Here is a 25,572-nt window from a genome sequence, read left to right on the forward strand (position 1 = left end):
CTCATGCCCATTTCCGACCGCGACTGGATCGCCGGCCATGTCGCCCTTATGCAAGACGACCTCCCCGAGCCCTTTCTCCCCGTGCTCGGGCAATTGGTGGCCGACACCATCGCGATCGCCGCCTATGCGCGGGCGCACCGGATCGGTGGCGCCGGGCTCGACGAAGCCGGGCTCGTGCTCGGAACCGAGGGCTGCGCCGTCTGGGGCAGTCAACAGAAGGCGGCCGGGCTCGATGCGGCCTTTCTCAACGGCACGGCCGCCGAGGCGCTCGATTATCAGGAAGTGCTGATCAACGGGCGCAACAACGGCCATGCGGCGGTGGTCATCGTGCCCGCCGTGCTGGCGCTGGCCCAGATGCGGGGCTCTTCGCCCGAGGCGGTGCTCAAGGCCCTCTGGGCCGGCTTTGCCGCCAATATCGGGCTCGGCGAGGCGCTGGGGCGGGCCCATCGCGCCAACGGCCTGGGCTTCCGGACCACGTCGCTGACCGCCGCGCCGGCGGCTGCGCTCGCCTGTGCGCTGCTGCTTGCGGCCGACACCGAGATGGCGCTTGCCGCCACCGGCATCTGCGCCGGGACGCTGCCGGCGGGGCTGCTCTCGGCGATGTCGCCCAAGGTGGGCAGCTACAGCCCCGACAAGGATTTTTCGGTGGGGTTCTCGGCCCGCCATGCGCTTCATTGCGCGCTTCTGGCGGAAGCCGGAGCGACGGGGCCCGAGGCGCCGATCACCGGGGACAAGGGCTGGCTTGCAAGCTTCGGGGCCGGGTCGGCCGACACCGTCTATCTCGAAACCCCTGCGTCCGACCGCGATCTGGCGGCCTATTCGATCAAGCTCTTTCCCGCCAATTTCGGCTGCCAGGCCGCCATTCGCGGCGCCATGGAACTCGGGCGCGAGATCGGGGCCGAGCGCATCGAGCGGCTGGTGGTGAGGGTCAAGACATCGAGCTCGCAGTCGCTCTCGACCCGGCGGATCGACAATCACCTCGCGGCGCGCTTCAGCCTGCCGTTCGCGGCTGCCAGCGCCTGCGTGCGGGGCCGCTCGGTGCTCGCCGATTTCGAGGGCGATGCCGTCCATGACCGGGCCGTGCTCGGGTTCATGGACAGGCTCAGCGTCGAGGGCGATGACGCACTCGAGGCGCGGCATCTGGAAAAGGGTATCTTTCCCGCCATCGTCACCGCCTATGCGGGTGACGCCGCGCTGGGCGAACGGGCCTATGACGGCCCGTTTGACGGGGTCGATCAGGCGGGGGCCGAGGCGCTCTTTGCCGGCAAGCTCGAAAGCCTCGTGCCGCCCGCCCTGGCCCGGGATCTGCTGGCATTCGCGCGCGACCCGCTTGCCGGGATGTCGCGGCTGTTCGGCTAAAGGCGTGCGCGGTTTCCCTGAACCGGCGGGACATGGCCGGGGTCTCTCGCATTTCCGGACGGGGAAGCGGTTTCCACTTCGCCTGCAAACGCTTTAAGGTCGCGCGACCAGACCCGACTGCCGGACGCCCCCGCTCATGGATGACCACGCCCACCGCTCCCCCATCGAAGCGCAGGTCGCGGCGATCGCGGCCCGGATCGCGGGGGAGGCCGAGGCGGAAGGCGGACGGCTGGCGCTGGGCAGCCTCGTGACGCTGCTTGGCGCGCGGGCCCATATGCTGGTCATCCTGGTGCTCAGCGGGCTCAACATGATCCCCGGCCCGCCCGGCTATGGCGGCACCATCGGCTTTGCCATCATCGCGGTGGCCATCGCCATGCTGATCGACCGGCCGCTGCGGGTTTCGGGCTGGATCGGCAGGCGGCGCATCTCCTCCGGTTTCGTCGCCCGCATGTTCGAGCGGCTGACCTTGGTTGCCCGGCTCATCGGCCGCTTCTCGCGGCCCCGGCTCGGGCTGCTGGCCGGTGACGGAGCACGGCGGTTTCTGGCGCTCTTCATCATCGCGGTGAGCCTGCCGATGGTGCTGCCGATCCCCTTCATCAACGCCGTGCCCAATGTTGGCATCGCGGTGATCTGCGTCTCTCGCATCAATCGCGACGGGCTGGGTGTCGTGATCGGCATGGCGATCGCCTGCCTCGGGCTGGCGCTGGCCGGCGGAGCGATCTGGGGCGTGCTGCATCTCGTTCAAATGCTGATGGCGGGCTGACGATGGCGGCCGGGGCCCCGTTTTCGAGCCGGTTGCTGAGGGCGCTCGACCGGCAGCCGACCACGGGGCTGCTGCTGGGGCTCGTGCTCTTTTCCCTGTCGCTGACCCCGTCGCTGCTGCCCCGCCATTATGTGCTGCAGGGGCTGCTGAGCGGCTGTGTGTTTGCCGCGGGCTATGGCATCGGGGTCTTCATCGAATGGCTCTGGGCCTATCTGGGGTTTTCCATCACCCAGACGCGCGTGACGCGCCTTGCGCGGCTTGTGCTGGTGGCGGGCGGGGTGATCCTTGCCAGCGTGTTTTTGTGGCATTCGACCGGCTGGCAGAACGTGACGCGCGCGGTGATGGACATGCCGCCGGTGGAAAGCCAGCAACCTTTATGGGTCGCGGCCATCGCAGTGCTGCCGGCAAGCCTGCTCATCGCGCTCGGCACGCTGATCGTCGCCGGCGTGAGGGTGGTTTCACGCTGGCTGATGCGCCTCGTGCCCAAGCGGGCGGCCATGGTGGGCGGCATGATCGTGGTGGGCGCGCTGTTCGCGACGGCTGTCGATGGCGTTCTGTTGCGCTGGACGCTGGCGGCGGCCGACCGGTTCTATGCCGATCTCGACCGGCTCTCGGGCATCTACGAGGCGCCGCCTGCCGACCCGGCGCGCTCGGGCAGCGCCGCCTCGCTCATTGACTGGGACACGATCGGGCGCGACGCGCGGGTTTATGTGCAATCGGGCCCGACGCGCGACGAGATCGCGGCGCTGGCCGGCAGCGCGATGGCGCCGCTCCGGATCTATGTGGGGTTACGGTCGGCAGAGACCGTCGAGGGCCGCGCGGCGCTGGCGCTGGCGGAGATGGACCGGGTGGGCGCCTTCGAGCGCTCGGTGCTGGTGCTGATCATGCCGGTGGGGACCGGATGGGTCGATCCGCCGGCCATCGATACGCTCGAAGTGCTGCATCGCGGCGATGTCGCGAGCGTTGCGGTGCAATATTCCTACCTCACCAGCTGGCTGTCGCTGGTGAGCGAGCCCGATGTGGGCGTGGCGACGGCGCAGGCGCTGTTTTCGGCGGTCTATGCGCGCTGGACGGCCATGCCGCCCGAGGCCCGGCCCAAGCTCTATCTGCATGGGCTCAGCCTCGGGGCCTATAGCTCGCAGGCCTCGGCGACGCTCTACGAAATCCTCGGGGACCCGTTCCACGGCGCGCTCTGGGTGGGGCCGCCCTTTGCCAGCCCGAACTGGCGCAACCTCGTGACGACGCGCAACCCCGACAGCCCGCGCTGGCTGCCGCGCATCGGGGACGGGTCGGCGGTGCGCTTTGCCAACCATGATACGCTGAGGGATGCCGACGCGACGGGCTGGGGGCCGGTGCGCATCCTCTACCTGCAATATCCCAGCGACCCCATCGTGTTCTTCGAGCCGGCACTGCTCTATCGCCAGCCCGAATGGCTGCGGGGGCCGCGCGCGCCCGACGTGGCGGCGCGGCTCAACTGGTATCCGGTTGTGACGTTCTTCCAGCTCGCGCTCGACATGGCGCTGGCCCAGACCTCGCCCATCGGCTTCGGGCATGTCTATGCCCCGACCGATTATCTCGATGCCTGGGTGGCGCTGACCGATCCGCCCGGCTGGACGCCCGAGGCGCTGGCCCGGCTGCGGCAGGGCTTTGCACGCGAGGGCGACCGTACGCTGATCGAGGCGGGCTGGTTCCGGCGCTGACGGCGCTCGGCCTCAGGCCGCCTGGCGCAGGGCCTCCATGGCGGCATTGACGCCGCCGCGCTGGTGCGGGACGCCGGTATCGGCAAGGCCCATCTCGATGCCTGAGAGCGCGGCGAGCAGCGTCAGCTCGTTGCACTGGCCCAGATGCCCGATGCGGAAGACGCGGCCCTTGAGCTTGCTCAGCCCCTGCCCGAGCGAAAGATTGTAGCGGGCGAGGATGTGCTCGCGCAGCGCATCGGAATCCTGACCCTCGGGCATCAGCACGGCGGTGAGCACCGAGGAATGGGCCTGCTCGTTGCGGCAGAGCACCTCGAGCCCCCAGGCCTGCACGGCGGCGCGGGTGGCGGCGGCGAGCCGGTCGTGGCGGGCAAAGACGGCGTCATAGCCCTCGGCCTCGATGAGCGCGATCGATTCGCGCAGGCCGTAGAGCAGGTTGGTGGCGGGGGTGTAGGGGAAAAAGCCGTCGCGATTGAAGGCGATCATCTCGGCCCAGTCCCAATAGGAGCGGCGGGCGCCGCCGGCCTTGGCTGCGGCGATCGATTTTGGCGACAGCGCCACGAAGCTGAGGCCGGGGGGGAGCATCAGGCCCTTTTGCGAGCAGGTGACGGTGACATCGACGCCCCAGTCATCGTGAAGGTAAGGCAGGGAGCCCAAAGAGGAGATGGCATCGACCATCAGCAGGGCGGGATGGCCCTCGGCATCGATGGCCTTGCGGATGGCGGCGATAGGGCTGGCGACGCCGGTGGAGGTCTCGTTATGCACCACCATCACCGCCTTGATGGCGTGGTCGGTGTCGGCGCGGAGGCGCTCGGCGATGGCCGCGGGATCGGCCCAGTCGCGCCAGTCGCCGGGGATGAAATCGGTTGCGATGCCGTGCTTTTCGGCCAGCTTGCGCCACTGGGTGGCGAAATGGCCGGTCTCGACCATCAGCACCCGATCGCCGGGGACGAGGGTGTTGACGATGGCGGACTCCCAGGCGCCGGTGCCCGAGGCGGGGAAGATCAGCACCGGATGGGCGGTGTTGAAGACGCGCTGCATGCCGGCGAGCACGGTGCGCGCCAGCTCGGCGAATTCGGGGCCGCGATGATCGATGATCGGCAGGCTGATGGCGCGCAGGACGCGCTCCGGAATCGGGCTCGGGCCGGGGATGTGGAGGAAATGGGGGCCGAACGAGTGACTCATCTGATGCCTTGCCGCGTATGGACTGAAATGCTGGATGGCATTTTGCATTTATTTTTGGCTGGGCACAATCGGTTTGTATTCTTTCCGGGCGAATGATATCCACGAACGATCCCGGCCAATCCGAGCGCAAGGGCAATGACATGACCGAGATGGGGGGCGCCGTCGCGGCGCTGGGGGCGGAGATCGCGGTGGAGGCGGTCGACCCCGCCGGAGCCGGGTCGTTGCATGAAGAGATCCTGGGCAAGCTGCGGCGCTTTCTCGTCGAGGGCAGCCTGCCCGATGGCGCGCGCATCCCCGAGCGGACGCTGTGCGAGAGCTTCGGCATCTCGCGCACCCCCCTGCGCGAGGCGCTGAAGGTTCTGGCCGCCGAGGGGCTGGTGGAATTGCTGCCCAATCGCGGAGCCCGGGTGCGATCCTATACCGAAACCGACATCCGCGAATTGTTCGAGGTGATGGGCGGGCTCGAGGCGCTGGCCGGCCGGCTGGCCTGCGAGAACATCACCGATGCCGAGATCGCGGCGGTCGAAAAGCTGCATTATGAGATGTATGCGAGCTACATGCGGCGCGATCTGCCGAGCTATTTCAAGCTCAACCAGCTGATCCACAAGGCGATCGTCGATGCGGCGCGCAACGCGACGCTGGCTGTGACCTATGACAATTTCGCCACGCGCCTGCAAAGGGTGCGCTACAACGCCAATCGCGAAAACCACAAGGATCGCTGGGGCGAGGCGATGCGCGAGCACGAGCAGATCCTCGATGCGCTGCAGCGGCGCTCGGGTGTCGAGCTCAACGACATCCTCTACCGGCACCTGATGAACAAGCAGGCCGCCGCCCTGCGCTATCGCCACGACCATCCGGCCCAAGCCGCCGACTGAATTCTCCTCAAAGACCCGTACTTTTGACGCGCCGCGCCGGCGCCAGGTGGCGTCGCGCCGTCGTGGCGCTGTCATATTGCGCGCAAATTCTGCTTGAATTGCATTCAGAACTGCGCATTCTAGGTCTTCGTTGCATTCGCGTGAGGGCGAAGATGAAGGCGCTGGTGATCGGAGCGGGGGTGATAGGGGCCTCGGTGGCATTCCGCCTCGCCGAAGCCGGCGTCGCCGTAACGCTCATCGATGCCGGCCTGCCATGCGGCGGCACCTCGCAGGTGAGCTTTGCCTGGGTCAGTGCGGCGGAAAAACTCGCCTCCGACCCCTATTTCGCCCTGAGCCTCGCGGCGGTGGAGGAGCATCGCCGCCTTGCCGAGGCGTTCGGGCCCGAAGGCCAGTGGTATCCGAGGCCGGGCGTGATCCAGTGGCAGGGCGCCGGAGCCGAGGGGCTCGATTTGGGTGAAATGCCGATCGCCCACAAGCTGCGGCAGCTGGCGGCGCGCAATTATCCGGCCGAGACGCTGGCCCGCGCCGATCTCGCGCGCCTCGTGCCGCAGCTTTCTGCCGATGCCATGGCTGAAGACGGGCTCGCCATTCATTATCCCGAGGACGGCTATCTCGATGCGCCGCTTTATGTCGGCAGCCTCGTGGCCGCAGCGCGGGACCGATATGGCGCGCAGCTTCTGAGCCATACCAGCGTTGCCGAGGTGCTGGTGCGTTCCGGCCGGGTCGCGGGCGTCCAGACGGACCAGGGTGACGTGATCGCGGCGGATGTGGTGGTCAATTGCGCCGGGCGCTGGGCCAATGAAGTGGCGGGCGAAGCCGGGCTCGGCGTGCCGCAGGCCCCGACGGTGGGCCTTATCGCCTACACCCGCCCTGCGCCCCTGCCGGTCTTGAAGGTGCTGCGCACCCCGGGGCTCAATGTGCGCAGCGATGGGGGCGGACGGCTGCTGTTGCGCGCCAACGACATCGACATGATGGTGGGTGCAGAGGACCTGCCGCGCCCCGACCATCCGGCAGCGCAGATGCTGGCGGAGCGGCTCTGGCGGCTGGTGCCGGGGCTTTCGGGCCTTCCGGTCGAAGCGGTGCGCATCGGCATCCGCCCGATCCCCGGTGACGGGCTGCCCGCCATCGGGCCGGTGCGGGGCGTCGACGGCTACTGGCTGGCGGTGAGCCATGGCGGGATCAATATTTCGGCGCTGGTGGGGCGCCTGCTGACCGCCGAAATCGTCGAGGGCAGGGTCGATGGCCTGCTCGCGCCCTATCGGCCGGACCGTTTCATCAAGGCGGCGGCATGAGCGCACACGCCGACGCGCCGCTGCTTTCGGTCACGGATTTCTCGCTGTCTTTCGCCAAGGGCGAGGGGCCGAGCCTGATTGATGGCATCTCGTTTGTGGTCAAGCCGGGCGAGACGCTCTGCCTCGTGGGCGAAAGCGGCTGCGGCAAGAGCGTGACCTCGCTGGCGCTGATGGGGCTTCTGCCGACGCCGCCGGCCCGTATCACCGGCGGACAGGCGCTCTTCGAGGGCGAGGATCTGTTTGCGCTCTCGGACCGGCGGCTGGCCGACCTGCGCGGCAACCGGCTGTCGATGATCTTCCAGGAGCCGATGACCTCTCTCAACCCCTCGCTGACGGTGGGGCACCAGATCGCCGAGGGGCTGCTGCGCCATACCGGCATCGGGCGGGCCGCCGCCAACGCCAAGGCGATCGAGATGATGCGGCTGGTGCGCATTCCGGCGCCCGAAAAGCGCTTCCACGCCTATCCGCACCAGATGTCGGGCGGCATGCGGCAGCGCGCGATGATCGCCATGGCGCTGGCCAATGCGCCGCGCCTCCTGATCGCCGACGAGCCGACCACGGCGCTCGACGTGACGATCCAGGCGCAGATCCTCTCGCTCATCAAGAAACTGCAGCGCGAGACCGGCACGGCGATGATCCTCATCACCCACGATCTCAGCGTCGTCGCCGAGGTCGCCGACCATGTGGCGGTGATGTATGCCGGCCGCATCGTCGAGACCGGCACGGTCGCGCAGATCTTTGCCGATCCCCAGCACCCCTACACGATCGGGCTCTTCGGCTCGGTGCCATCGTTGGGGCGCCGAGAGGGGACGCTTGCGACCATCGAGGGCTCGGTGCCCCCGCTCGACCAGATGCCGCAAGGCTGCCGCTTCGCCACGCGCTGCCCCTTCGCGGATGCCCGCTGCCATGGGGAGGTGCCGCCCCAGCGTGGCTTTGCCGAGGGCCACACCGCCGCCTGCTGGTATGCGCCGCTCGAACTCAATGTGGAGGCGGCGTGACCACGGACCAACCCATTCTCGAGGCCCGCAACCTCGTCAAGCGCTTCGGCCATCCGGCCAACTGGATGCGGCGCTCGAGCCTCGTGCATGCGGTGTCCGATGTCTCGCTCGCGGTGGCGCGCGGGGAAACCCTCGCCATCGTGGGGGAATCGGGCTGCGGCAAGTCCACCCTCGGACGGCTGCTGCTGCGGCTGCTCAACCCCACAGAGGGGCAGGTGTTCTTCGAGGGCGAGGAGATCACCGCCCTGCCGCCGGCGCAGATGCGGGCGTTGCGTAGCCGCCTGCAGATCATCTTCCAGGACCCGTTCGCCTCGCTCAATCCGCGCATGAGCGTGCGGCAGATCCTTGCCGAACCCATCCGCCTCCACCGGATCGAAACCGGCAGCGCCGTCAATGACCGGGTCGACGAGCTGATGCGCCGCGTCGGGCTCAGGGCCGACTGGGCCGATCGCTATCCGCACGAGTTTTCGGGCGGCCAGCGCCAGCGCATCGGCATTGCGCGGGCGCTGGCCGGTGGCCCGAAGCTGATCGTGGGCGACGAGCCGGTCTCGGCGCTCGATGTGTCGATCCAGGCGCAGGTGATCAACCTGCTCGAAGGGCTCAAGGGCGATTTCGGGCTGACACTCGTGATCGTCGCCCATGACCTCGCCGTCATCCGCCACATGAGCGATCGGGTGGCGGTGATGTATCTGGGCGAGATCGTCGAGCTCGCCGAGGCCGATGCGCTTTATGAAGCGCCGCTCCATCCCTATACGGCGGCGCTGCTCGAGGCCATTCCCGTCTCCGATCCGGCGCGGCGCGGCGAGCGCGCGCTGCTCCAGGGCGATGTGCCGAGCCCGACCGCGCCGCCTTCGGGCTGCCGCTTCCACACGCGCTGCCCGCATGCGCGGCCCCGCTGCACCAGCGACCATCCGGTGCTCGAAACGGTGGAGGGCGGACGGCAGGTCGCGTGCCATTTCTGGCGCGAAATCCAGTCGGCGGGCGTCAGCGCCCCGGTTGCGGGCGAACGCCAGGGCAAGCTCAGCGAGCGCCTCGCGCTCTATCGCGGCCGGCAGGCGCGCAAGCTCGCCGCCGACCCATCCCTTTCGCCCGGCACGGTGCCGGGCCCTTCATTGACCGCATCGACCGCCACGGCGGCCGCTGCGAACCAAGCCATCAACCGGGAGATTTGATGATGAAGAAACTCGTGCTGTCGGCCGTGCTGGCCGGCCTTATGGGTGCAACGGCGGTGAGCGCCGCCGACCTGACCGTCGCCATGCAGGACGATCCGGATATCCTCGATCCGCATCGCGCCAACACCTTCGTGGGCCGGCTGGTCTTCGCCTCGCTCTGCGACACGCTGTTCGAGATCGATACCAGCCTTGCCATCGTGCCGCGCATCGTGAGCGAATGGACCTGGTCGGAAGGCGACACCGTGCTGACCATGACGCTGCGCGATGACGCGGTGTTCCATGACGGCACCCCGATCACCGCCGAGGCGGTGAAGGCCAATCTCGAGCGCGCCATGACGCTGCCCGAGAGCAACCGCAAGGCCGAGCTGGCGTCGGTTTCCGGCATCGAGGTTCTGGGCGAGCACGAAATCGCGCTGACGCTCGAGGCGCCCGATGCCGCCTTCCTCGCCAACCTCACCGATCGTGCCGGCATGCTGATCTCGCCGGCCGCCTTCGATACCCCGCCGGCCGGCGGCGTCGTGTGCTCGGGCCCCTACAAGTTCGCCGAGCGCGTGCAGAACGACCGCATCGTGCTCGAAAAGTTCGCCGACCACTGGGATGCCGACAACTATCATTTCGACACGGTGACGTTCCGGCCGATCCCCGATGCGACGGTGCGGCTCGCCAACCTGCAGTCGGGCGACGTGCAGATCATCGAGCGCCCAGCGCCCAATGACATGGCCACCATCGAGGGCGATTCCAATCTCGTCTTCGACCTCGTGACCGGCCTCGGCTTTTACGGCGTCAACTTCAACATGGGCAATGGCGAGCGCTCGCAGTCGCCCATCAACCAGGACCCGCGGCTGCGCAAGGCGCTGGAGCTGACCATCGACCGCAACGTGATCAACGACGTGCTGGGCGCGGGCACCTATCCGCCGGCCTACCAGCCCTTCTCCTCGGCCTCCTGGGCCTATAACCCGGAATTCGACGGGGGCGGCCGCGACATCGAGCAGGCCAAGGCGCTGATGGCCGAAGCCGGCCATGAGACGGTGGAATTCGAGATCCTTTATGCCAACAACAGCGCCATGCAGTCGCTGTTCGAGCTGGTGCAGGCGATGGCGAGCGAAGCGGGCTTCCAGATCGCGCTGCGCCCGATGGAATTCGCCGCCTATGTCGCCGAGCGCGAGGCGGGCAATTTCGAGGTCAGCCAGTTCGGCGCCTCGGGCCGCATCGATCCCGATGGCAATTTCCACCGCTACCTCGCCTGCGGCAGCGCCGGCAATGTGGGCAATTACTGCAATGACGAGCTGACCGCGCTGCTCGACAAGGCCCGCACCATCAACGACCAGGCCGAACGCAAGGCGCTTTACGACGAGGCGCAGACGATCGCCGCCGAGGACCTGCCGGCGCTCTATTTCTACTACACCCCGCGCACCTGGGCCTATCGCGCCAATATCGAGGGCTTCACCTCCTATGCCGACGGCGTGCTGCGGCTCGCCGGCGTGAAGATGGCCGACTGATCCGTCCCGAACGCTCCCAGGGGGCGGCGGCATGACTGCCGCCCCATTGCTCAAAGGTCTCGCCGCCGGTGCTCCAGCTCATCATCAGACGCGTCGTGGTTGCCATACCGACGCTGATCATCGTGTCGATGCTGATCTTCGGGTTGCAGCGGATGCTGCCCGGCGACCCGATCCTCACCATGACGGCCGAGGAATCCAACCCCGAAGTCGTGGCCTTCCTGCGCGAGAAATACCGGCTCGATGACCCGATGCCGGTGCAGTACCTGGCGTGGATCGGCAATGTGCTGCGGGGTGATTTCGGCAGCTCGATCCGCACCGGCCTGCCAGTGACCGAGATGATTTTGCAGAAGCTGCCAATCACCGTGCAGCTGGCCACCATGGCGATGATCATGGCGATGCTGATCGGCATTCCGGCCGGCATCATCGCGGCGGTGCGCAAAAATACGGCAACCGACTATGTCGCCAACACTGTGGCGCTGTCGGGCATGTCGATCCCCAATTTCTGGCTCGGCATCATGCTGATCATGGTGGTGGCGGTGCAGTGGAAACTGCTGCCGGCCTCGGGCTATGTGCCGCTGACGCAGGATGCCTGGCTCTCGATCCGCTCGATGCTGATGCCGGCCTTCGTGCTCTCGACGGCGGTAGCGGCCTATCTGATGCGCCATACCCGCAGCGCCATGCTGGGCGTGCTCAATTCCGACTATATCCGCACCGCCCGCGCCAAGGGGCTCCTGAGCAAGACGGTGATCTTGAAGCACGCGCTGGGCAATGCGCTGATGCCGATCGTGACGCTCTCGACGCTGCTCTTTGGCGACCTGCTGGCCGGGGCGGTGCTGACCGAGCAGATCTTCGTCATCCCCGGCTTTGGCAAGCTCATCGTCGATGCGGTCTTTACCCGCGACTATGCCGTGGTGCAGGGCGTGGTGCTCTTTACCGCCATCGGCTTCATCTTCATGAACCTTGTTGCCGACATGCTCTATATCCTCATCAACCCGCGCCTGAGGCACCCGCAATGACGCAGATGGCGCAAGGGGCAGCAGGCACGACGGCGGCGCAACCGATCGCGAAACGGAAGGGCTTTCGCGGGCTGGCCAAGCTGGCGCGCAATCGCGGTGCGCTGGTGGGCGCGGGCATCGTCATCCTCTTCGCGCTGCTCGCGATCTTTGCGCCGCTGCTGGCGACCCACGATCCGTTCGCGACGGCTTTCACCAGCATCAGGAAGCCGCCTTCGGCGGAATTCTGGCTCGGGACCGACGAGATCGGGCGCGATATCTACAGCCGGCTGCTTTATGGCGCGCGCGCCTCGCTGATGGCGGGGGTGGTCTCGGTGGCCATCGCGCTCGCCATCGGGGTGCCGCTTGGGCTGATCTCGGGCTATTTCGGCGGGCTCGTGGATGGGGCGATCTCGCGCGTCATCGAGGCGCTGCTGGCCATTCCGTCGCTGATCCTCGCCATCGCGCTGGCCGCGACGCTGGGGCCGAGCCTCGTCAATGCCATGCTGGCGATCGGCATCGCCGCCACCCCGATCTTCGTGCGCCTTACCCGCGGGCAGGTGCTGGCGGTCAAGACCGAGGATTATGTCGAGGGCGCCCATGCCATCGGGCTGCCGCATGGGCTGATCATATTGCGCTACATCCTGCCCAACATCCTGCCCCCGGTGGTGGTGCAGGCGACCATCACGGTGGCGACCGCGATCATCGCGGAAGCCAGCCTCTCGTTTCTCGGGCTCGGGCAGCAGCCGCCCAACCCCTCCTGGGGCTCGATGCTGAACACCGCCAAGAACTTCATGACCCAGGCGCCGTGGATGTCGATCTTCCCGGGCGGGGCGATCTTCCTAGTGGTGCTGGGCTTCAACCTTTTCGGGGACGGGCTGCGCGACGCGCTCGACCCGCGCGACAGCTGACATTTTTGAACGGAGCCAACCGACCATGAGCCAACGCGTGGCCGATCATCTCGCAACCCAGATCGAGGCCATCATCGGCCGGCTGGGGCAGTATGTGGCCTGCGCCAGCGTCAGCGCCGATCCGGCCTTCGAAAACGGGATGGCGGCGGCGCGCGACTTTCTCATGGCCCGGCTCGCGGGCATGGGGATGGAGAATGTGCAGCTGCTCGATGGCGGCGGGCACAAGGCGGTCTATGCCGACTGGATGCATGCGCCGGGCAAGCCGACGCTCATCGTCTATGGCCATTACGACGTGCAGCCGCCCGATCCGCTCGATGCGTGGGAGAGCGAGCCCTTCGTTCTGACCCAGCGGGGCGACCGGCTCTATGGGCGCGGGGCCTCGGACAACAAGGGCTCCTCGACCATCGCGCTCGAAAGCCTCGCCGCCTATCTGCAAATCGAAGGCGGGTTTCCCTTCAATGTCCGCTGCCTCTTCGAAGGCGAGGAGGAGGTGGGCGCCCCGAGCCTGCCGGCGATCTTCGAACGCTATGCCGACCTCATCAAGGGCGATCTGGTGCTCTCGGCCGATGGCGGGCGCAACGGGTTCTGGCCGGCGATCAATGTGGGGTGCCGGGGCGTCAATGCGCTCGAAGTGACGCTCAGGACCTCGGCGGTGCGCGACCTGCATTCGGGCCGCTATGGCGGCACGACCCGCAATGCGCTGCACGACATGGCGCATCTGCTGGCCAGCCTGCATGACGCCGAAGGCCGGGTGATGGTCGAGGGGTTCCTGCCCGAGGCGGCGCGGCCGACCGAACAGCAGCGCCGGCATTCCGCCGAACTCGCGATGGACGAGGATGCGTTCTTTGCCAGCTTTGGCGGGGTGGCGCATGGCTATCCCGATTACACCGCGATCGAGCGGCTGACGCTGATGCCGACGCTCGAAATCAACGGCATGTGGGGCGGCTATACCGGGCCGGGGTCCAAGACCGTCATCCCCAATGCCGCCCATGCCAAGATCACCATCCGGCTCATCGCCGGGCAGGATCCCAGGGAGACGGCTGCCGCCGTGATCCGCCATCTCGAGGCGCATGCGCCCGAGGGCACGCGGCTCGAGATCCGCTCCGACCGGGGCGGGGCGCCGGCCTATAGCCTCGGCGAAGAGAGCCCGCTGGTGGTTGCCGCCGATCGCGTGTTGCGCGAGATCACCGGCAAGACGCCGGTGCGGGTGCGTTCGGGCGGCACCTCGCCCATCACCGCGACCATCCGGGACCATCTGGGCATCGACACGCTGATGTTCGGGTTCAGCCTGCCGGCCGATGGCGTGCATGCGCCCAATGAATCCTACGCCATCACCAGCATCAGGGAAGGCGTTACCTGCTGGCCGCTGATGCTGACCGAACTCGGCCGCATCTGGAACCAGAGCCAATAAGAGGGAATGCAGCGATGAAAGCCATCGTCGTCGGAGCCGGGGTCATCGGCTCGTCCATCGCCTATCGCATTGCCGAGGCCGGCGCCGAGGTGACGCTGATCGACGCCAACCGCGTCGGGGCCGGCACCTCCGCGACCAGCTATGCCTGGGTCAATGCCTGCGAAAAGATCAATCCGCGCGCCTATTACACCCTCAACATGGCCGGGGTGCGCACGCATCGCCGCGTCGCGGAAGAGGAGTTCAAGGGCTCCAACTGGCTGCATCGGCCCGGCGTCATCCAGTGGCAGAGCGCCGGGGCCGAGGCCGAAGGCTTCGGGGACGCTGAAGGCGACAAGGTGGATGTGCTGCGGAGCTGGGGTTATCCGGCCGAGCGCATCGATGCCAAGCAGCTGGCCGAACTCGAGCCCGACGTCGACCCCGCGACCTTCGAGCAAGAGGGCGCGATCTATTATCCCGAGGATGGCTGGCTCGATGCGCCGGTCTATGCCGGCACCATGGTGCGCACCGCCATCGCGCGGCATGGGCTCAAACTGCTGCTCGGCCACAAGGTGACGGCGCTGCTCGTGCGCAACGGCGCCGCCTGTGGCGTGGTGCTCCAAAACGGCGAGACCATCGAAGCCGATGTGGTGGTCAACAGCGGCGGGCGCTGGGCCAATGAGGTGGTGGGCGCCCCCGATTTCGAATTGCCGCTGGCCCCGACGGTGGGGCTCATCGCCTATACGACGAGCAGCGACACGAGCCTCAGGCACGGCATGCGGACGCCTCTGGTCAATTGCCGGCCCGATGGTGCGGGCCGCCTGCTGCTGCGGGCCAACGACATCGACAAGACGGTGCCGGCGGATTCCGACCCCGTGCCCGCGAATCCGGCGGCCCAGAAGTTGCTCGAACGCACCATCAAGCTGATGCCGGCGCTCAAGGGCGTCGCGGTTGAGGCGGTGCGCATCGCCATCCGCCCGATCCCGGCCGACGGGCTGTCTGCCATCGGCCCGCACCCGGCGCTCAAGAACTATTATGTCACCGTGACCCATAGCGGGGTGACGATGGGCGCCTTTATCGGCGAGGCGGTGACGGCCGAGCTGGTGCATGGCCGGCAGGTGCCCGAACTGGCCGAATTCCGGCCAGCGCGGTTCTTCGGCCCGGCGGTATGAAGGTCGCCATTCTGGGGGCGGGCGCCATCGGCCTTGCCAGCGCCGCCCATCTTGTGACACGCGGGCACGCGCCGGTGCTGTGGTCGCCCTCGGGCAAGAGCACGGAGCCCCTGCGCGCGGGCGAACTCGTGGTCGAGGGGCTGTTTGCCGGTGCCTATCGCGTGGCGGTGGCCGATCGCCTTGCGGACGCCGTCGCGGGCGCCGATGCGGTGCTGGTGGCGCTGCCGGCCAATGGGCACCGGATGGTCTATGACCGTCTGGCCGAGAGCCTCGTGCCCGGGCAGCTGGTGATCATCAACGCCCATCCGGCGCTGGGTGGGTTTGCGCTGGCGCAGCGGCTTGCGGCGGCGGGCAGGCGCACGCCGATCATCGCCTGGGGCACGACGCTGTTGCGGGCGCGACGGACGGGGCCGGCCGCGGTGCGCATCAACACGCTGCGCAAGCGCATCGACGCGGCGAGCCTGCCGGCCGGCGATGATGCTGCGCTCGGGCTTTGCGCCGAGATTTTCGGGGACCATTTCACCGCGCGCGCGGACCTGCTCGCGATTTCGCTCTCCAACCTCAATCCGCAGGCGCATCTGGCGCTGGCGCTGACCAATTTCACCCGCATGGAACGGGGCGAGGCCTGGGGGCAGAGCGAAAATCTGACCGCATCGGTGGCGCGACTGATGGCGGGGCTCGATGCCGAACGGCTCGCCATGGCGGCGCGGCTCGGGCTTTCGGTGCGCACCGCGCCCGAGCATTATCATCTCTCCTACGGCATCCCCATCGACAGGCTCGAAACCATGGCCGAGGCGATCCGCGCCGAAGGGCCCGGGCAGCTGGGGCCGACCGGCATCGAGACGCGCTATGTGCTCGAGGATGCGCCTTTCGGCCTCGTGCCGCTGGTGCGGCTGGGGGAGGCGCTGGGGCTCGACCCGGTGCTGCACCGCTCGGGGCTGGCGCTGCTTTCGGCGCTTTACGGGCGGGATTTTGCCGCCGAGAACGACCTTGTGGGCGATCTCGATATCGCGGCACTGCTCGCCGGACGATAAAGCCGAAGTGGCGGCGAAAAGGGCGGGTTCCCTTTTTGTCCCGGGTTGCGTAGGAGTGGAGCGATGGTTTTTCGCTTCATCCACACCGCCGACCTCCATCTCGATTCGCCGCTGCGCTCGCTGGCGCTGCGCAATGCCGAGCTTGCCGAACTGGTGGGCGATGCGACGCGCCAGGCGCTGGTGCGCATCGTCGATCTGGCGCTCGAGGAACAGGTGGATGCGCTCGTCATCGCCGGCGACCTCTATGACGGCGAACAGACATCGATGAAGACGGCGCGGTTCCTCGCCACCCAGATGCAGCGGCTCGATGAGGCGGGGATCGGCACCTTCATCATCCGCGGCAATCACGACGCGCTCTCCAACATCACCAAGGAGCTGATCCTGCCGCCCTCGGTGACGGTGTTTGGCGGGCGGGCCGAGGCGATGGCGGCGGGAACAGGCGCCGTGCCGGTGCATATCCACGGGCTCTCCTTTGCGCGGCCGCAGGCGCCCGAAAGCCTGCTCGAGAAATATCGCCGGCCGCTGCCCGATGCGGTCAATATCGGCATCATGCATACGAGCCTCGCCGGGGCCCCCGGCCACGACCCCTATGCGCCGAGCCGGGCGAGCGACCTGCATGACTGGGGCTTCGACTATTGGGCGCTGGGGCATATCCATGCCGGCGCCCGGCACGAGGGGGCGCGCCATGTGGTGATGCCGGGCATGCCGCAGGGCCGCGACATCAACGAGGCCGGCGAGAAATCGGTGGCGCTCGTGACCATCGGAGACGATCGTCGGATCACGCTCGAGCAGCGCGCGGTAGGCATCGCTCAGTTCGAGCGGCTGAGCGTCGATCTTTCGCCGGCCGAGGACTGGCGCGGGGCAATCGCGGTGATCGAACGCGCGCTCGGGGCCCTGCGGGACCGGGTGGGGGCGGATCATCTCGTGGCGCGGCTCACCCTTGAGGGCACGACCGGGCTCAATTTCGCCCTGCGGCGCGATCGCGACCTGCTGCTGGCCGAAATCGAGCAGCGGGCCATGGGCGTGGGACGCAGCTGGATCGAGGCGTTGAAGCTCGAGACGCGGGCGCCCGAGGCGGGGCTCTCCGGGCCCAGCGCCGACCCGGTGGAGGAACTGGGGCTGCTGATGCGCGGCGAGATCGCCGGCCAGCATGGCGTGCGCGAAGCGCTGCGGGCGCTGGTGATCGAGATGCAGGGCGACCTGCCGCCCGAGGCGCGGCGCTTTGCCGGGGAGGACGAGGCCGCGTTTGAGGATTTTCTCGACAGCCTCATCGCCGAGGGCGGCGAGGAGGTGCTGGCGCGGCTCAAGCCTGACGGCGCCGACACGCAGGGCGGGAGGGGCTGATGCGGCTCCGCCGGCTCGATCTCAACCGCTACGGCAAGTTCACCGATCACAGCATCGATTTCGGCGCGGCGCGGCCGGGCACGCCGGACCTGCACATCGTCTACGGGCTCAATGAGGCGGGGAAATCGACGGCGCTGTCGGCCTATCTCGACCTGCTGTTCGGCATCGAGGAGCGGACGCGCTACGGCTTTCTGCACCAGCCCAAGACCATGGAAGTGGGCGGGGCGCTGGAGTTTTCGGGCCGCACGCATGCGCTGCGCCGGATCAAGCAGCGGGCCAATTCGCTGCTCGATGCGCAGGGCCAGCCGGTCAACGAGGCGCTGCTGAGCGTGCCGCTGGCCGGGCTTTCGCGCGAGGCCTATCGCATGATGTTCTCGCTCGACGACCAGACGCTGGAGGAGGGCGGCAATGCCATCCTCGAAAGCAAGGGCGATCTGGGGGAATTGCTGTTTTCGGCCAGCGCGGGGCTCGCCGGCATCAGCGGCATTCTCGAAGGGGTGGCCAAGGAGGCGGACGGCATCTTCCGCAAGCGGGCGAGCTCGACGCGCATGGCCGAGCTCAAGCGCGAAATGGCCGAACTCAAGACCCGGCGCGACGCCATCGACGTGCAGGCCTCGACGTTCAGACAGCTGACGGGGGCGCTGCAGCAGGCGGACACGGCCTATGAGGGGGCGGCGCGCGGGCTGGCCGAGGCGCAGGCGCGCCAGCGACAGATCACGCGGCTGTTGCGTGCCCTGCCGCTGAGGGGCGAACTCAGCCGGCTCGGCGCCGAGGCGAAGCCGCTGGCGGGCCTGCCGCATCCGCCCCCAGACTGGCCGGCGGCACTCACGGGGCTCGAGACTGAACGCGCGGCCCTCATCGCCCGGGACGCGGCCGAGGCCGATCACGAGGCCCGGCTCGAAGCCCGTCGCGACGGGCTTTGGCGCGACGAGGCGGTGCTGACGTTTGCCGATGCCATCTCAGGGCTGGCCGATGGCGAGGCCCGGTTCGTGACGGCCGACAAGGATCTGCCCAAGCTGCGGCCCCGCCTTGCCCAGTGGCAGGAGCGGCTCGGGCTGCTGCTCGCCGATCTCGGCGAAGCCGGCCATGCCGAACCGCAGGCGCTGGTGGTGCCGGCGGCAACGCTCGGGGCGCTGCGCGGGCTGATCGCGGAACGATCGGGTGTCGAGGTGCGGCTGGAAAAGGCCGAGGCCGAGCATCGGGCCGCAAGCGAGGCGGTGGCCGCGCTCGAACGCGGCGACGACGACGCTGCCGGGCGAGAGCCGGTGGGGCCGGCGCTGATCGCGACGATCACGGCGCTTCTAGGCCGGCTGCGGAGCGGCGATCTCGTGGGCGACCAGCGCCAGGCTCGGCGCATGATCGAGGAGCGCAAGCGCGCCCTTGCCGATGCGGTGCGGGCGCTGTCGCCCTGGCCGGCCGATGCCGAAACGCTGGCCCGCATCGCGCCGCTGCCGGCCGAGCGCCTGTCGCGCTGGCAGGATCGGCTCGACATGCTCGTGCGCGACAAAAAACAGCTGGCCGGGGAGATCGCGAGCGTTCGCGCGCTCATGGCCGAGACCGAGGCGCGTCGGACGGTGCTGCGGCAGGGCGCGCGGCTGATTTCGGACGAGGAGGCGCAGGACGCGCGTGCGCGTCGGGATGCGGCCTGGACCGAGCATATGGCGCAGCTCGACCGGCCGAGCGCGGAGGCCTTTGCCGAAAGGCTGAGGCACACCGACGCCATCGCCGAGGCGCGACTTCTGGGAGCGGCGGAATTGGCGGAGCTGCGGGTTCTGTCGTCCGACCTGGCAGCGGCGCAGGCGCGCGAGACGGGGTTTGCGGCAGCCCTCGAGGCGAACCGGGCGGCAGAGGCCGCGCTTGCCGACGAGATCGCGGCGGCGGTGCCCGCGGGCGTTCTGATCGAAGGTCTTGCCGATCCGGCGAGCCGCCTCGGCGAACTGGCGCGCTGGAGCCTTGCCCATGGCGCGGCGCGTGAGGCGCTCATCGCCCTGCGCCGGGCCGAAAGCGAGCGCGAGGCAGCCGATGCCGGCCTCGCCGAGGTGCAGGAGGGGCTGGCCGCCGCGCTGTCGAGCCGCGACCCGGCCATGGCCCGGTTGCCGCTCGATGCGCTGCTTGCGGCGGCCGATGCGCTGCTGAGTGAGGCGACAGCGGCGCGGGCGCGGACGCGGCTGGCCGAAAAGCATCGGGCCGAGGTGATGGCGGCAGCGACTGTGCGGGCGCGCGCCTTTGCGGCCGCGAAAGCCGGGCGTGCCGACTGGCAGGCGCGCTGGCAGGCGGCGATCGGGTCGAGCTGGTTTGCTGACCGTGCGGACGATCCGACCGCCGTCGAGGCGCTGCTCGGATCGCTGGCCGGGCTCTCGCCGCTGCTTGCCGAGGGGCAGGAGCTGGCCCATCGCGTCGAGGCGATGACGGCCGACCAGGAGCGGTTCGTGCGGGCTGTCGCCGAGATCGCGGATGGGCTTGGCGAGGGGGTCGAGCCCGATGCGGCGCTTGTGGCCGCACGCGGCCTCAGGGCGCGGCTCGATGCGGCGCGGACCGTGGAGGCGCAGGCCGAACGGCTCGCGACCGATCTCGAAGCGCTTGGCGACAGGCGGGCAGCGATTGCGGCGCAGTTGCGCGGGCTCGAGAGCCGCCTCGAGGCGATGAAGCGTTTTTTTGGCTTCGAGACGCCGGAGGCGGTGCGCTCCGCCCTCGATCTCTGCCAACGCCGCGACCAGATCGCCGCAGCAAGCGCAGAACTGTCGCGCCGCATCGCGGCCGAGATGGAGGCGCCCGCGCTGGACGAGGCGCTCGCGAAGATGGAGGGCGCCGATGGTGAGGCGCTCGAAGCCGAGCTGGCCGAGCTGTCCCCACGCGTCGAAGGGCTGGAGGCGCAGGTTCGGGCGCGAGTGGCCGAGCGGGCCATCGCCGAGGATCGCCTCGCCGCCATCGGCGGGGACGATGCGGTGGCGCGCATCGAGGGGCGGCGGCGCACGCTGGTGCTGGAAATGGAAGACCTGGCGCTGCGCTATCTGCGGCTCCGAAGTGGGGCTTTGCTCGCCGAGCAGGCGCTGCGCGCCTATCGCGAGCGCCATCGCAGCGCCATGATGAACCGGGCCTCGGAAGCCTTCCGCCAGATGACGCGGGGGGCTTATGCGGGGCTGGCGACGCGGCCCGAAAAGGAGCGCGAGGCGCTGATCGGACTGGTGGAGGGCGGGGGCTCCAAGCTCGCGGTCGACATGTCCAAGGGCACGCGCTTCCAGCTCTATCTGGCGCTGAGACTGGCCGGCTACGAGGAATTCGCCACGGCCCGGCCGCCGGTGCCCTTCATCGCCGACGACATCATGGAAACCTTCGACGAGCCGCGCTCGGAAGAAGTGTTCCGGCTCCTGGGGCGCATGGCAGGGATGGGGCAGGTGATCTACCTCACCCACCACCGCCACCTCTGCGCCATCGCCCGGGCCGTGGTGCCCGGCGTCACCATCCACGAGATCGACGCGGGCGCCTGAGAAGGGCTTCCGAGCGGGGCTTCGCCGTCGGGCGCCAGGGCGTGACGAATCTGCGTGCTGCCCTATTGCGCATATTAGATTATTCTTATATATGAGAGCGTGTCGGGCGGAGATTGCGCAGATCATTGTCCGATACACACAGCTCCGGACGATGAGGATGCCATGACGCGCAATATCGGAAGGCTCGATCGTATTCTGCGGTTCGTCGTCGGCGGGTCGATCCTCGTCCTGGCGCTGTTTTTCCACCTGCCGATCCTCGCATCGCCCTTCGCCTTCTGGGCGGCCATCGGGGTCGGGGCGGTTCTGGTGATGACCAGCGTGGCGAAAATCTGCCCCGCCTACATCCCCTTCAACATTTCGACGCTCAGGACGGATCGATGACTGCGTTTACACCCCTTGCCTCATTCGTCGGTGGCACGATGATCGGGCTGGCCGCAGTGCTGCTGATGGCCTTCCATGGTCGCATCGCCGGCATGACGGGCATAATCACCGGGCTCCTGCCGCCGGTTTCGGCCGACTGGGGCTGGCGGGCGGCGTTCCTTGCCGGTGCCGTCGCTGCGCCCCTGGCGGTGACGCTGCTCACGGGGACCCCCATCGGGTTCGAGAGCCCGGTACCGACGCCGTGGCTGATCGTGGGCGGGCTGATCGTGGGGGTGGGGGTCTATTTCGGCTCGGGCTGCACCTCCGGACATGGCGTCTGCGGCATCGCACGGCTCTCGCCGCGCTCGATCGCCGCAACGCTGACCTTCATGGCAACCGCCATCGCCACCGTGTTCGTCATCCGCCACGTGCTGGGAGGCTTCTGATGCGGCGCATCCTCATGGCCGGGCTCATCGGCCTCGTCTTTGGCACCGGCATTGCCGTCTCGGGCATGGCCAATCCGGCCAAGGTGCTGAATTTCTTCGATCTCTTCGGCACCTGGGACCCCTCGCTGGCCTTCGTGATGGGCGGGGCGCTGCTGGTGACGGCCATCGGCTACCGTTTCGTTTTGAAGCGCCCGGCGCCGATGTTCGAAGCCCGCTTCCACCTGCCCGGCAGCCGGCGGATCGACATGCCGCTCATCGGTGGATCGGCCGTGTTCGGCATTGGCTGGGGCATTGCCGGCTTCTGCCCGGGTGGCGCCATTCCGGCGCTGGGGCTGGGCGAAGCCTCCGCCTTCATTTTCGTGGGCGCGATGATGGCGGGCATTTTCGCCGCCCGCGCCCTGCGCACGGCGATGGCCGCGCGCCCGCAAAACGCCTGACGAACGGAAGGACCGATAAATGAGCGCCGTTCCCTTCACGCCCGACCTCGATACCCATCCCGAGGTCACCGCCTTCTTCGATGCGCCGACCAACACCATTTCCTATGTGGTCAAGGACCCGCACTCGAATGCCTGCGCCGTCATCGACAGCGTCATGGACATCGATTATGCCGCCGGCCGCATCACCTATGACGGGGCCGATGCCATCATCGCCCATATCGAGCAGCACCAGCTCAAGCTCGAATGGCTGATCGAGACGCATGTGCATGCCGACCACCTCTCAGCGGCGCCCTATATCCAGGGCAAGCTCGGGGGCAGGCTCGGCATCGGCGAAAACATCACCATCGTGCAGGAGACGTTCGGCAAGATCTTCAACGAAGGCACCGAATTCCAGCGCGACGGCAGCCAGTTCGACCGGCTGTTCAAGGATGGCGATAGCTACCAGATCGGCGGGCTCACCGCCCATGTGATGCACACGCCCGGCCATACGCCGGCCTGCATGACCCACGTCATCGGGGACGCCGCATTCGTAGGCGACACGCTGTTCATGCCCGATGGCGGATCGGCGCGGGCCGACTTTCCCGGCGGCGATGCCCGCACGCTCTATCGCTCGATCCAGCGCGTGCTGAGCCTGCCGCGCGAGACGCGCCTGTTCATGTGCCACGATTACGGCCCCAACGGGCGCGACATCCAGTGGGAAACGACGGTGGGCGAGGAGATCGACCACAACATCCATGTCGGGCACGGCACCGACGAGGACACATTCGTCAAGATGCGCGAGGCGCGCGATGCGACCCTCGCCATGCCCAAGCTGATCATCCCGTCGCTGCAGGTCAATATGCGCGGCGGCAGGCTGCCGCCCAGGGACGAGAGCGGCAAGACCTTCCTCAAGGTTCCAGTCAACGGGCTCTGACAGCAGCAGATCCCGTTCCCGTCCCCCGTGCCACGCCCCCGGCGCGGGGGACGGACCCCTTTGCCAATTACCGCACCAGCCCCCGGCCGGGGCATCGCGAAAGGATTTCGACATGACCATCCGCAAGCTCGACGACCAGTTCTCGGTGACCGGGCAGATCACGCCGCAACAGGTGAAGGCGATTGCCGATGCCGGCTATCGCGCCATCGTCTGCGCCCGCCCCGATAATGAGGAGCCCGGCCAGCCCGCCTTTGCCGAGGTGGAAAAGGCAGCCCAGGAGGCCGGCCTCAGCATCGTGCATATCCCCGTCTCCGGCCCTCTGGGGCAGGGGCAGGTGATGCGGTTTGCCGAGGCCTGGCCGAACCTGCCCAAGCCGGTTCTGGGCTATTGCCGCTCGGGCGCCCGGGCCGGCAGCCTCTACGCCACGCTGGGGTAAAGCGCCCCGCGCCCGGCCGGCGGCGGATGCCGGGCAATTCCGCCCTAAACTGCGTGCGTGATCGCGATGTCCCTGCGCTCCTATTTTCCCATCCTCGACTGGGGTCGGCGCTATGACCGGCAGACGCTGACCAGCGACCTCGTCGCGGCGCTGATCGTCACCATCATGCTGATCCCGCAATCGCTGGCCTATGCGCTGCTCGCCGGGCTGCCGCCGGAGGTGGGGCTCTATGCCTCGATCCTGCCGCTCGTCGCCTATGCGATCTTTGGCACCTCCACGGCGCTCGCGGTGGGGCCGGTGGCGGTGGTGTCGCTGATGACGGCGAGCGCCGTGGGGCGCATCGCGGCGGAAGGCTCGGTGGGCTATGGCGCCGCCGCCATCATGCTGGCGGCGCTGTCGGGGCTGATGCTGGTGGCGATGGGGCTCTTCCGGCTCGGCTTTGTCGCCAATTTCCTCTCCCATCCGGTGATTTCGGGCTTCATCACCGCTTCGGGGCTGATCATCGCCACGAGCCAGGTGGGCGGGCTGCTCGGCATCCGCACCGAAGGCCATGCGATGCCCGAACTGGTGGGCTCGATCCTCGCCAATATCGGGGCGATCAACTGGCATACGGTGGCGGTGGGCGTGGTGGCGCTGGGGCTGCTCCTGTGGATCCGGCTCGATCTCAAGACCTGGCTCAAGCGCTTCGGCGTGCCCAAGGGGCCCGCAACGCTCATCGTGCGGGCCGGGCCGGTGCTGGTGATCGCGCTCACCATGGCGTGGTCGGTGGTGATGGACCTCGGCGCAAAGGGCGTGGCGGTCGTGGGCGCGGTGCCGCAGGGCCTGCCGATGCTGGCGGTGCCGCAGCTCGATTTCGGCATCATCGAGCAGCTGGCCCTGCCGGCGCTGATCATCTCGATCGTGGGGTTCGTGGAATCGATCTCGGTGGCCCAGACGCTGGCGGCCAAGAGGCGCGAGCGCATCGACCCCGACCAGGAACTGGTGGGGCTGGGCGCCGCCAATCTCGCCGCCGCGGTGGGCGGGGGCTATCCGGTGACGGGCGGCTTTGCCCGCTCGGTGGTCAATTTCGATGCCGGGGCGGCGACGCCGGCGGCAGGCGCCTTCACTGCCATCGGCATTGCCGGGGCGACGCTGCTGCTCACCCCCGTGCTGGCCGTGCTGCCCAAGGCGACGCTGTCGGCAACGATCATCCTCGCGGTTCTGACGCTCGTGGATTTTTCGATCCTCAAGCGCGCCTGGGCCTATTCGCGCGCCGATTTCGCGGCGGTGGCGATCACCCTTGTGGGCACGCTGCTGCTGGGGGTGGAAGTGGGCATTTCGCTGGGGGTGGGCGCCTCCATCCTCGTTTTCCTCTACCGCTCCTCGCGGCCGCACGCGGCGGTGGTGGGGCTGGTGCCGGGCACCGAGCATTATCGCAACGTCAAGCGCCACACGGTGGTGACCGACCCAGCCATCCTCTCGATCCGGGTGGATGAGAGCCTTTACTTCGCCAATGCGCGGTTTCTCGAAGATCTGGTGATCAACCAGGTCGCCGCCAATCCGGGGCTTTCCGACGTGGTGCTGCTGTGCTCGGCGGTCAACGCCATCGATCTTTCGGCGCTCGAAAGCCTCGAGGCCATTGCCCAGAGGCTTGATGATCTGGGCGTGCGTCTCCATCTTTCGGAAGTCAAGGGGCCGGTGATGGACAGGCTCGAACGCTCGGATTTCCTCAGGCATCTGACGGGCAGCGTGCATCTGTCCCATCATCAGGCGATGCTGTCGATCGCCGAGCGGCGGCGTGCGGATGCCGCGCTGCTGGCGGCGACATAGGAG

Annotated in this window: 22 protein-coding genes; 21 read left to right on the top strand and 1 reads right to left on the bottom strand. The window is 68.2% G+C overall.

Annotated elements, in window-relative coordinates:
• The first annotated feature begins 3 nt into the window (after positions 1 to 3).
• The 3 genes from BT183_RS13280 (at position 4) to BT183_RS13290 (ending at position 3,822) form a co-directional block, all read left to right on the top strand.
• Entirely contained in the window at positions 4 to 1,359 is a 1,356-nt protein-coding gene (locus BT183_RS13280; RefSeq protein WP_177282531.1) for an MmgE/PrpD family protein, read from the top strand.
• A gap of 136 nt (positions 1,360 to 1,495) precedes the next feature.
• On the top strand, positions 1,496 to 2,122 hold the full coding sequence (locus tag BT183_RS13285) for an exopolysaccharide biosynthesis protein (RefSeq protein WP_072343868.1): 627 nt from the start codon (positions 1,496 to 1,498) through the stop codon (positions 2,120 to 2,122).
• A 2-nt stretch (positions 2,123 to 2,124) separates the two neighbouring features.
• Entirely contained in the window at positions 2,125 to 3,822 is a 1,698-nt protein-coding gene (locus BT183_RS13290; RefSeq protein ID WP_084603519.1) for an alpha/beta hydrolase, read from the top strand.
• 12 nt (positions 3,823 to 3,834) lie between these two features.
• Here the strand turns inward: BT183_RS13290 and BT183_RS13295 are convergent, their stop codons facing one another.
• Positions 3,835 to 5,004, bottom strand: a complete 1,170-nt coding sequence (locus tag BT183_RS13295) for a pyridoxal-phosphate-dependent aminotransferase family protein (RefSeq protein WP_072344764.1) — start codon at positions 5,002 to 5,004, stop codon at positions 3,835 to 3,837.
• A 140-nt stretch (positions 5,005 to 5,144) separates the two neighbouring features.
• Here BT183_RS13295 and BT183_RS13300 point away from each other — a divergent pair, with 140 nt between their 5' ends.
• The 18 genes from BT183_RS13300 to BT183_RS13385 all read left to right on the top strand — a co-directional run bounded on the left by BT183_RS13300 (position 5,145) and on the right by BT183_RS13385 (position 25,569).
• Entirely contained in the window at positions 5,145 to 5,879 is a 735-nt protein-coding gene (locus BT183_RS13300; RefSeq protein ID WP_143145795.1) for a GntR family transcriptional regulator, read from the top strand.
• A gap of 152 nt (positions 5,880 to 6,031) precedes the next feature.
• The gene (locus BT183_RS13305) at positions 6,032 to 7,171 is read left to right on the top strand and encodes an NAD(P)/FAD-dependent oxidoreductase (RefSeq protein WP_072343869.1); all 1,140 of its coding nucleotides are present in this window, start codon (positions 6,032 to 6,034) and stop codon (positions 7,169 to 7,171) included.
• Entirely contained in the window at positions 7,168 to 8,169 is a 1,002-nt protein-coding gene (locus tag BT183_RS13310; RefSeq protein ID WP_072343872.1) for an ABC transporter ATP-binding protein, read from the top strand. Before BT183_RS13305 ends, BT183_RS13310 begins: the two co-directional genes overlap by 4 nt.
• A gap of 65 nt (positions 8,170 to 8,234) precedes the next feature.
• Positions 8,235 to 9,341 carry an ABC transporter ATP-binding protein gene (locus tag BT183_RS13315; protein WP_143145828.1) on the top strand — a complete coding sequence of 369 codons (1,107 nt, stop codon included), beginning with the start codon at positions 8,235 to 8,237 and terminating at the stop codon, positions 9,339 to 9,341.
• Positions 9,341 to 10,840, top strand: coding sequence for an ABC transporter substrate-binding protein (locus BT183_RS13320; protein ID WP_244545330.1), 1,500 nt, complete (start codon positions 9,341 to 9,343; stop codon positions 10,838 to 10,840). Before BT183_RS13315 ends, BT183_RS13320 begins: the two co-directional genes overlap by 1 nt.
• Before the next feature lie 68 nt (positions 10,841 to 10,908).
• Positions 10,909 to 11,856 carry an ABC transporter permease gene (locus tag BT183_RS13325; protein WP_072343879.1) on the top strand — a complete coding sequence of 316 codons (948 nt, stop codon included), beginning with the start codon at positions 10,909 to 10,911 and terminating at the stop codon, positions 11,854 to 11,856.
• On the top strand, positions 11,853 to 12,743 hold the full coding sequence (locus BT183_RS13330; protein WP_143145796.1) for an ABC transporter permease: 891 nt from the start codon (positions 11,853 to 11,855) through the stop codon (positions 12,741 to 12,743). The genes BT183_RS13325 and BT183_RS13330 overlap by 4 nt, the downstream gene beginning before the upstream one ends.
• 25 nt (positions 12,744 to 12,768) lie before the next feature.
• Entirely contained in the window at positions 12,769 to 14,154 is a 1,386-nt protein-coding gene (locus tag BT183_RS13335; protein WP_072343881.1) for a M20/M25/M40 family metallo-hydrolase, read from the top strand.
• 14 nt (positions 14,155 to 14,168) lie between these two features.
• Entirely contained in the window at positions 14,169 to 15,302 is a 1,134-nt protein-coding gene (locus BT183_RS13340; RefSeq protein WP_072343883.1) for an NAD(P)/FAD-dependent oxidoreductase, read from the top strand.
• Positions 15,299 to 16,336: an NAD/NADP octopine/nopaline dehydrogenase family protein gene (locus tag BT183_RS13345; RefSeq protein WP_072343885.1), complete on the top strand. Its 1,038-nt coding sequence runs from the start codon at positions 15,299 to 15,301 to the stop codon at positions 16,334 to 16,336. The genes BT183_RS13340 and BT183_RS13345 overlap by 4 nt, the downstream gene beginning before the upstream one ends.
• A gap of 63 nt (positions 16,337 to 16,399) precedes the next feature.
• The gene (locus tag BT183_RS13350; protein WP_072343887.1) at positions 16,400 to 17,680 is read left to right on the top strand and encodes a metallophosphoesterase family protein; all 1,281 of its coding nucleotides are present in this window, start codon (positions 16,400 to 16,402) and stop codon (positions 17,678 to 17,680) included.
• A complete protein-coding gene (locus BT183_RS13355; RefSeq protein ID WP_072343890.1) occupies positions 17,680 to 21,168 on the top strand; it encodes an ATP-binding protein in 3,489 nt (1,162 codons plus the stop codon). The genes BT183_RS13350 and BT183_RS13355 overlap by 1 nt, the downstream gene beginning before the upstream one ends.
• Before the next feature lie 162 nt (positions 21,169 to 21,330).
• Positions 21,331 to 21,549: a YgaP family membrane protein gene (locus tag BT183_RS13360; protein WP_072343892.1), complete on the top strand. Its 219-nt coding sequence runs from the start codon at positions 21,331 to 21,333 to the stop codon at positions 21,547 to 21,549.
• Entirely contained in the window at positions 21,546 to 21,974 is a 429-nt protein-coding gene (locus BT183_RS13365) for a YeeE/YedE family protein (RefSeq protein ID WP_072343895.1), read from the top strand. Before BT183_RS13360 ends, BT183_RS13365 begins: the two co-directional genes overlap by 4 nt.
• Complete coding sequence (locus tag BT183_RS13370; protein WP_072343897.1) at positions 21,974 to 22,411, top strand: DUF6691 family protein; 438 nt, start codon at positions 21,974 to 21,976, stop codon at positions 22,409 to 22,411. The genes BT183_RS13365 and BT183_RS13370 overlap by 1 nt, the downstream gene beginning before the upstream one ends.
• A 19-nt stretch (positions 22,412 to 22,430) precedes the next feature.
• Positions 22,431 to 23,324: an MBL fold metallo-hydrolase gene (locus tag BT183_RS13375; RefSeq protein WP_072343900.1), complete on the top strand. Its 894-nt coding sequence runs from the start codon at positions 22,431 to 22,433 to the stop codon at positions 23,322 to 23,324.
• 112 nt (positions 23,325 to 23,436) lie between these two features.
• Positions 23,437 to 23,760: a protein tyrosine phosphatase family protein gene (locus BT183_RS13380; RefSeq protein WP_072343902.1), complete on the top strand. Its 324-nt coding sequence runs from the start codon at positions 23,437 to 23,439 to the stop codon at positions 23,758 to 23,760.
• Positions 23,761 to 23,826: 66 nt separating this feature from the next.
• The gene (locus BT183_RS13385; protein ID WP_072343905.1) at positions 23,827 to 25,569 is read left to right on the top strand and encodes a SulP family inorganic anion transporter; all 1,743 of its coding nucleotides are present in this window, start codon (positions 23,827 to 23,829) and stop codon (positions 25,567 to 25,569) included.
• Positions 25,570 to 25,572: the final 3 nt, after the last annotated feature.

The organism is Devosia enhydra, assembly GCF_900119845.1.
Lineage (GTDB): Bacteria > Pseudomonadota > Alphaproteobacteria > Rhizobiales > Devosiaceae > FPKU01.

Bases quoted from the DNA above. Each gene is read 5' to 3' on its own strand.
- BT183_RS13375 (WP_072343900.1), top strand. From the start codon at position 22,431: ATGAGCGCCGTTCCCTTCACGCCCGACCTCGATACCCATCCCGAGGTC.
- BT183_RS13285 (WP_072343868.1), top strand. From the start codon at position 1,496: ATGGATGACCACGCCCACCGCTCCCCCATCGAAGCGCAGGTCGCGGCG.
- BT183_RS13385 (WP_072343905.1), top strand. From the start codon at position 23,827: ATGTCCCTGCGCTCCTATTTTCCCATCCTCGACTGGGGTCGGCGCTAT.
- BT183_RS13320 (WP_244545330.1), top strand. From the start codon at position 9,341: ATGATGAAGAAACTCGTGCTGTCGGCCGTGCTGGCCGGCCTTATGGGT.
- BT183_RS13350 (WP_072343887.1), top strand. From the start codon at position 16,400: ATGGTTTTTCGCTTCATCCACACCGCCGACCTCCATCTCGATTCGCCG.
- BT183_RS13370 (WP_072343897.1), top strand. From the start codon at position 21,974: ATGCGGCGCATCCTCATGGCCGGGCTCATCGGCCTCGTCTTTGGCACC.
- BT183_RS13280 (WP_177282531.1), top strand. From the start codon at position 4: ATGCCCATTTCCGACCGCGACTGGATCGCCGGCCATGTCGCCCTTATG.
- BT183_RS13340 (WP_072343883.1), top strand. From the start codon at position 14,169: ATGAAAGCCATCGTCGTCGGAGCCGGGGTCATCGGCTCGTCCATCGCC.
- BT183_RS13345 (WP_072343885.1), top strand. From the start codon at position 15,299: ATGAAGGTCGCCATTCTGGGGGCGGGCGCCATCGGCCTTGCCAGCGCC.
- BT183_RS13380 (WP_072343902.1), top strand. From the start codon at position 23,437: ATGACCATCCGCAAGCTCGACGACCAGTTCTCGGTGACCGGGCAGATC.
- BT183_RS13310 (WP_072343872.1), top strand. From the start codon at position 7,168: ATGAGCGCACACGCCGACGCGCCGCTGCTTTCGGTCACGGATTTCTCG.
- BT183_RS13315 (WP_143145828.1), top strand. From the start codon at position 8,235: ATGCGGCGCTCGAGCCTCGTGCATGCGGTGTCCGATGTCTCGCTCGCG.
- BT183_RS13305 (WP_072343869.1), top strand. From the start codon at position 6,032: ATGAAGGCGCTGGTGATCGGAGCGGGGGTGATAGGGGCCTCGGTGGCA.
- BT183_RS13330 (WP_143145796.1), top strand. From the start codon at position 11,853: ATGACGCAGATGGCGCAAGGGGCAGCAGGCACGACGGCGGCGCAACCG.
- BT183_RS13295 (WP_072344764.1), bottom strand. From the start codon at position 5,004: ATGAGTCACTCGTTCGGCCCCCATTTCCTCCACATCCCCGGCCCGAGC.
- BT183_RS13360 (WP_072343892.1), top strand. From the start codon at position 21,331: ATGACGCGCAATATCGGAAGGCTCGATCGTATTCTGCGGTTCGTCGTC.
- BT183_RS13365 (WP_072343895.1), top strand. From the start codon at position 21,546: ATGACTGCGTTTACACCCCTTGCCTCATTCGTCGGTGGCACGATGATC.
- BT183_RS13290 (WP_084603519.1), top strand. From the start codon at position 2,125: ATGGCGGCCGGGGCCCCGTTTTCGAGCCGGTTGCTGAGGGCGCTCGAC.
- BT183_RS13300 (WP_143145795.1), top strand. From the start codon at position 5,145: ATGACCGAGATGGGGGGCGCCGTCGCGGCGCTGGGGGCGGAGATCGCG.
- BT183_RS13355 (WP_072343890.1), top strand. From the start codon at position 17,680: ATGCGGCTCCGCCGGCTCGATCTCAACCGCTACGGCAAGTTCACCGAT.
- BT183_RS13335 (WP_072343881.1), top strand. From the start codon at position 12,769: ATGAGCCAACGCGTGGCCGATCATCTCGCAACCCAGATCGAGGCCATC.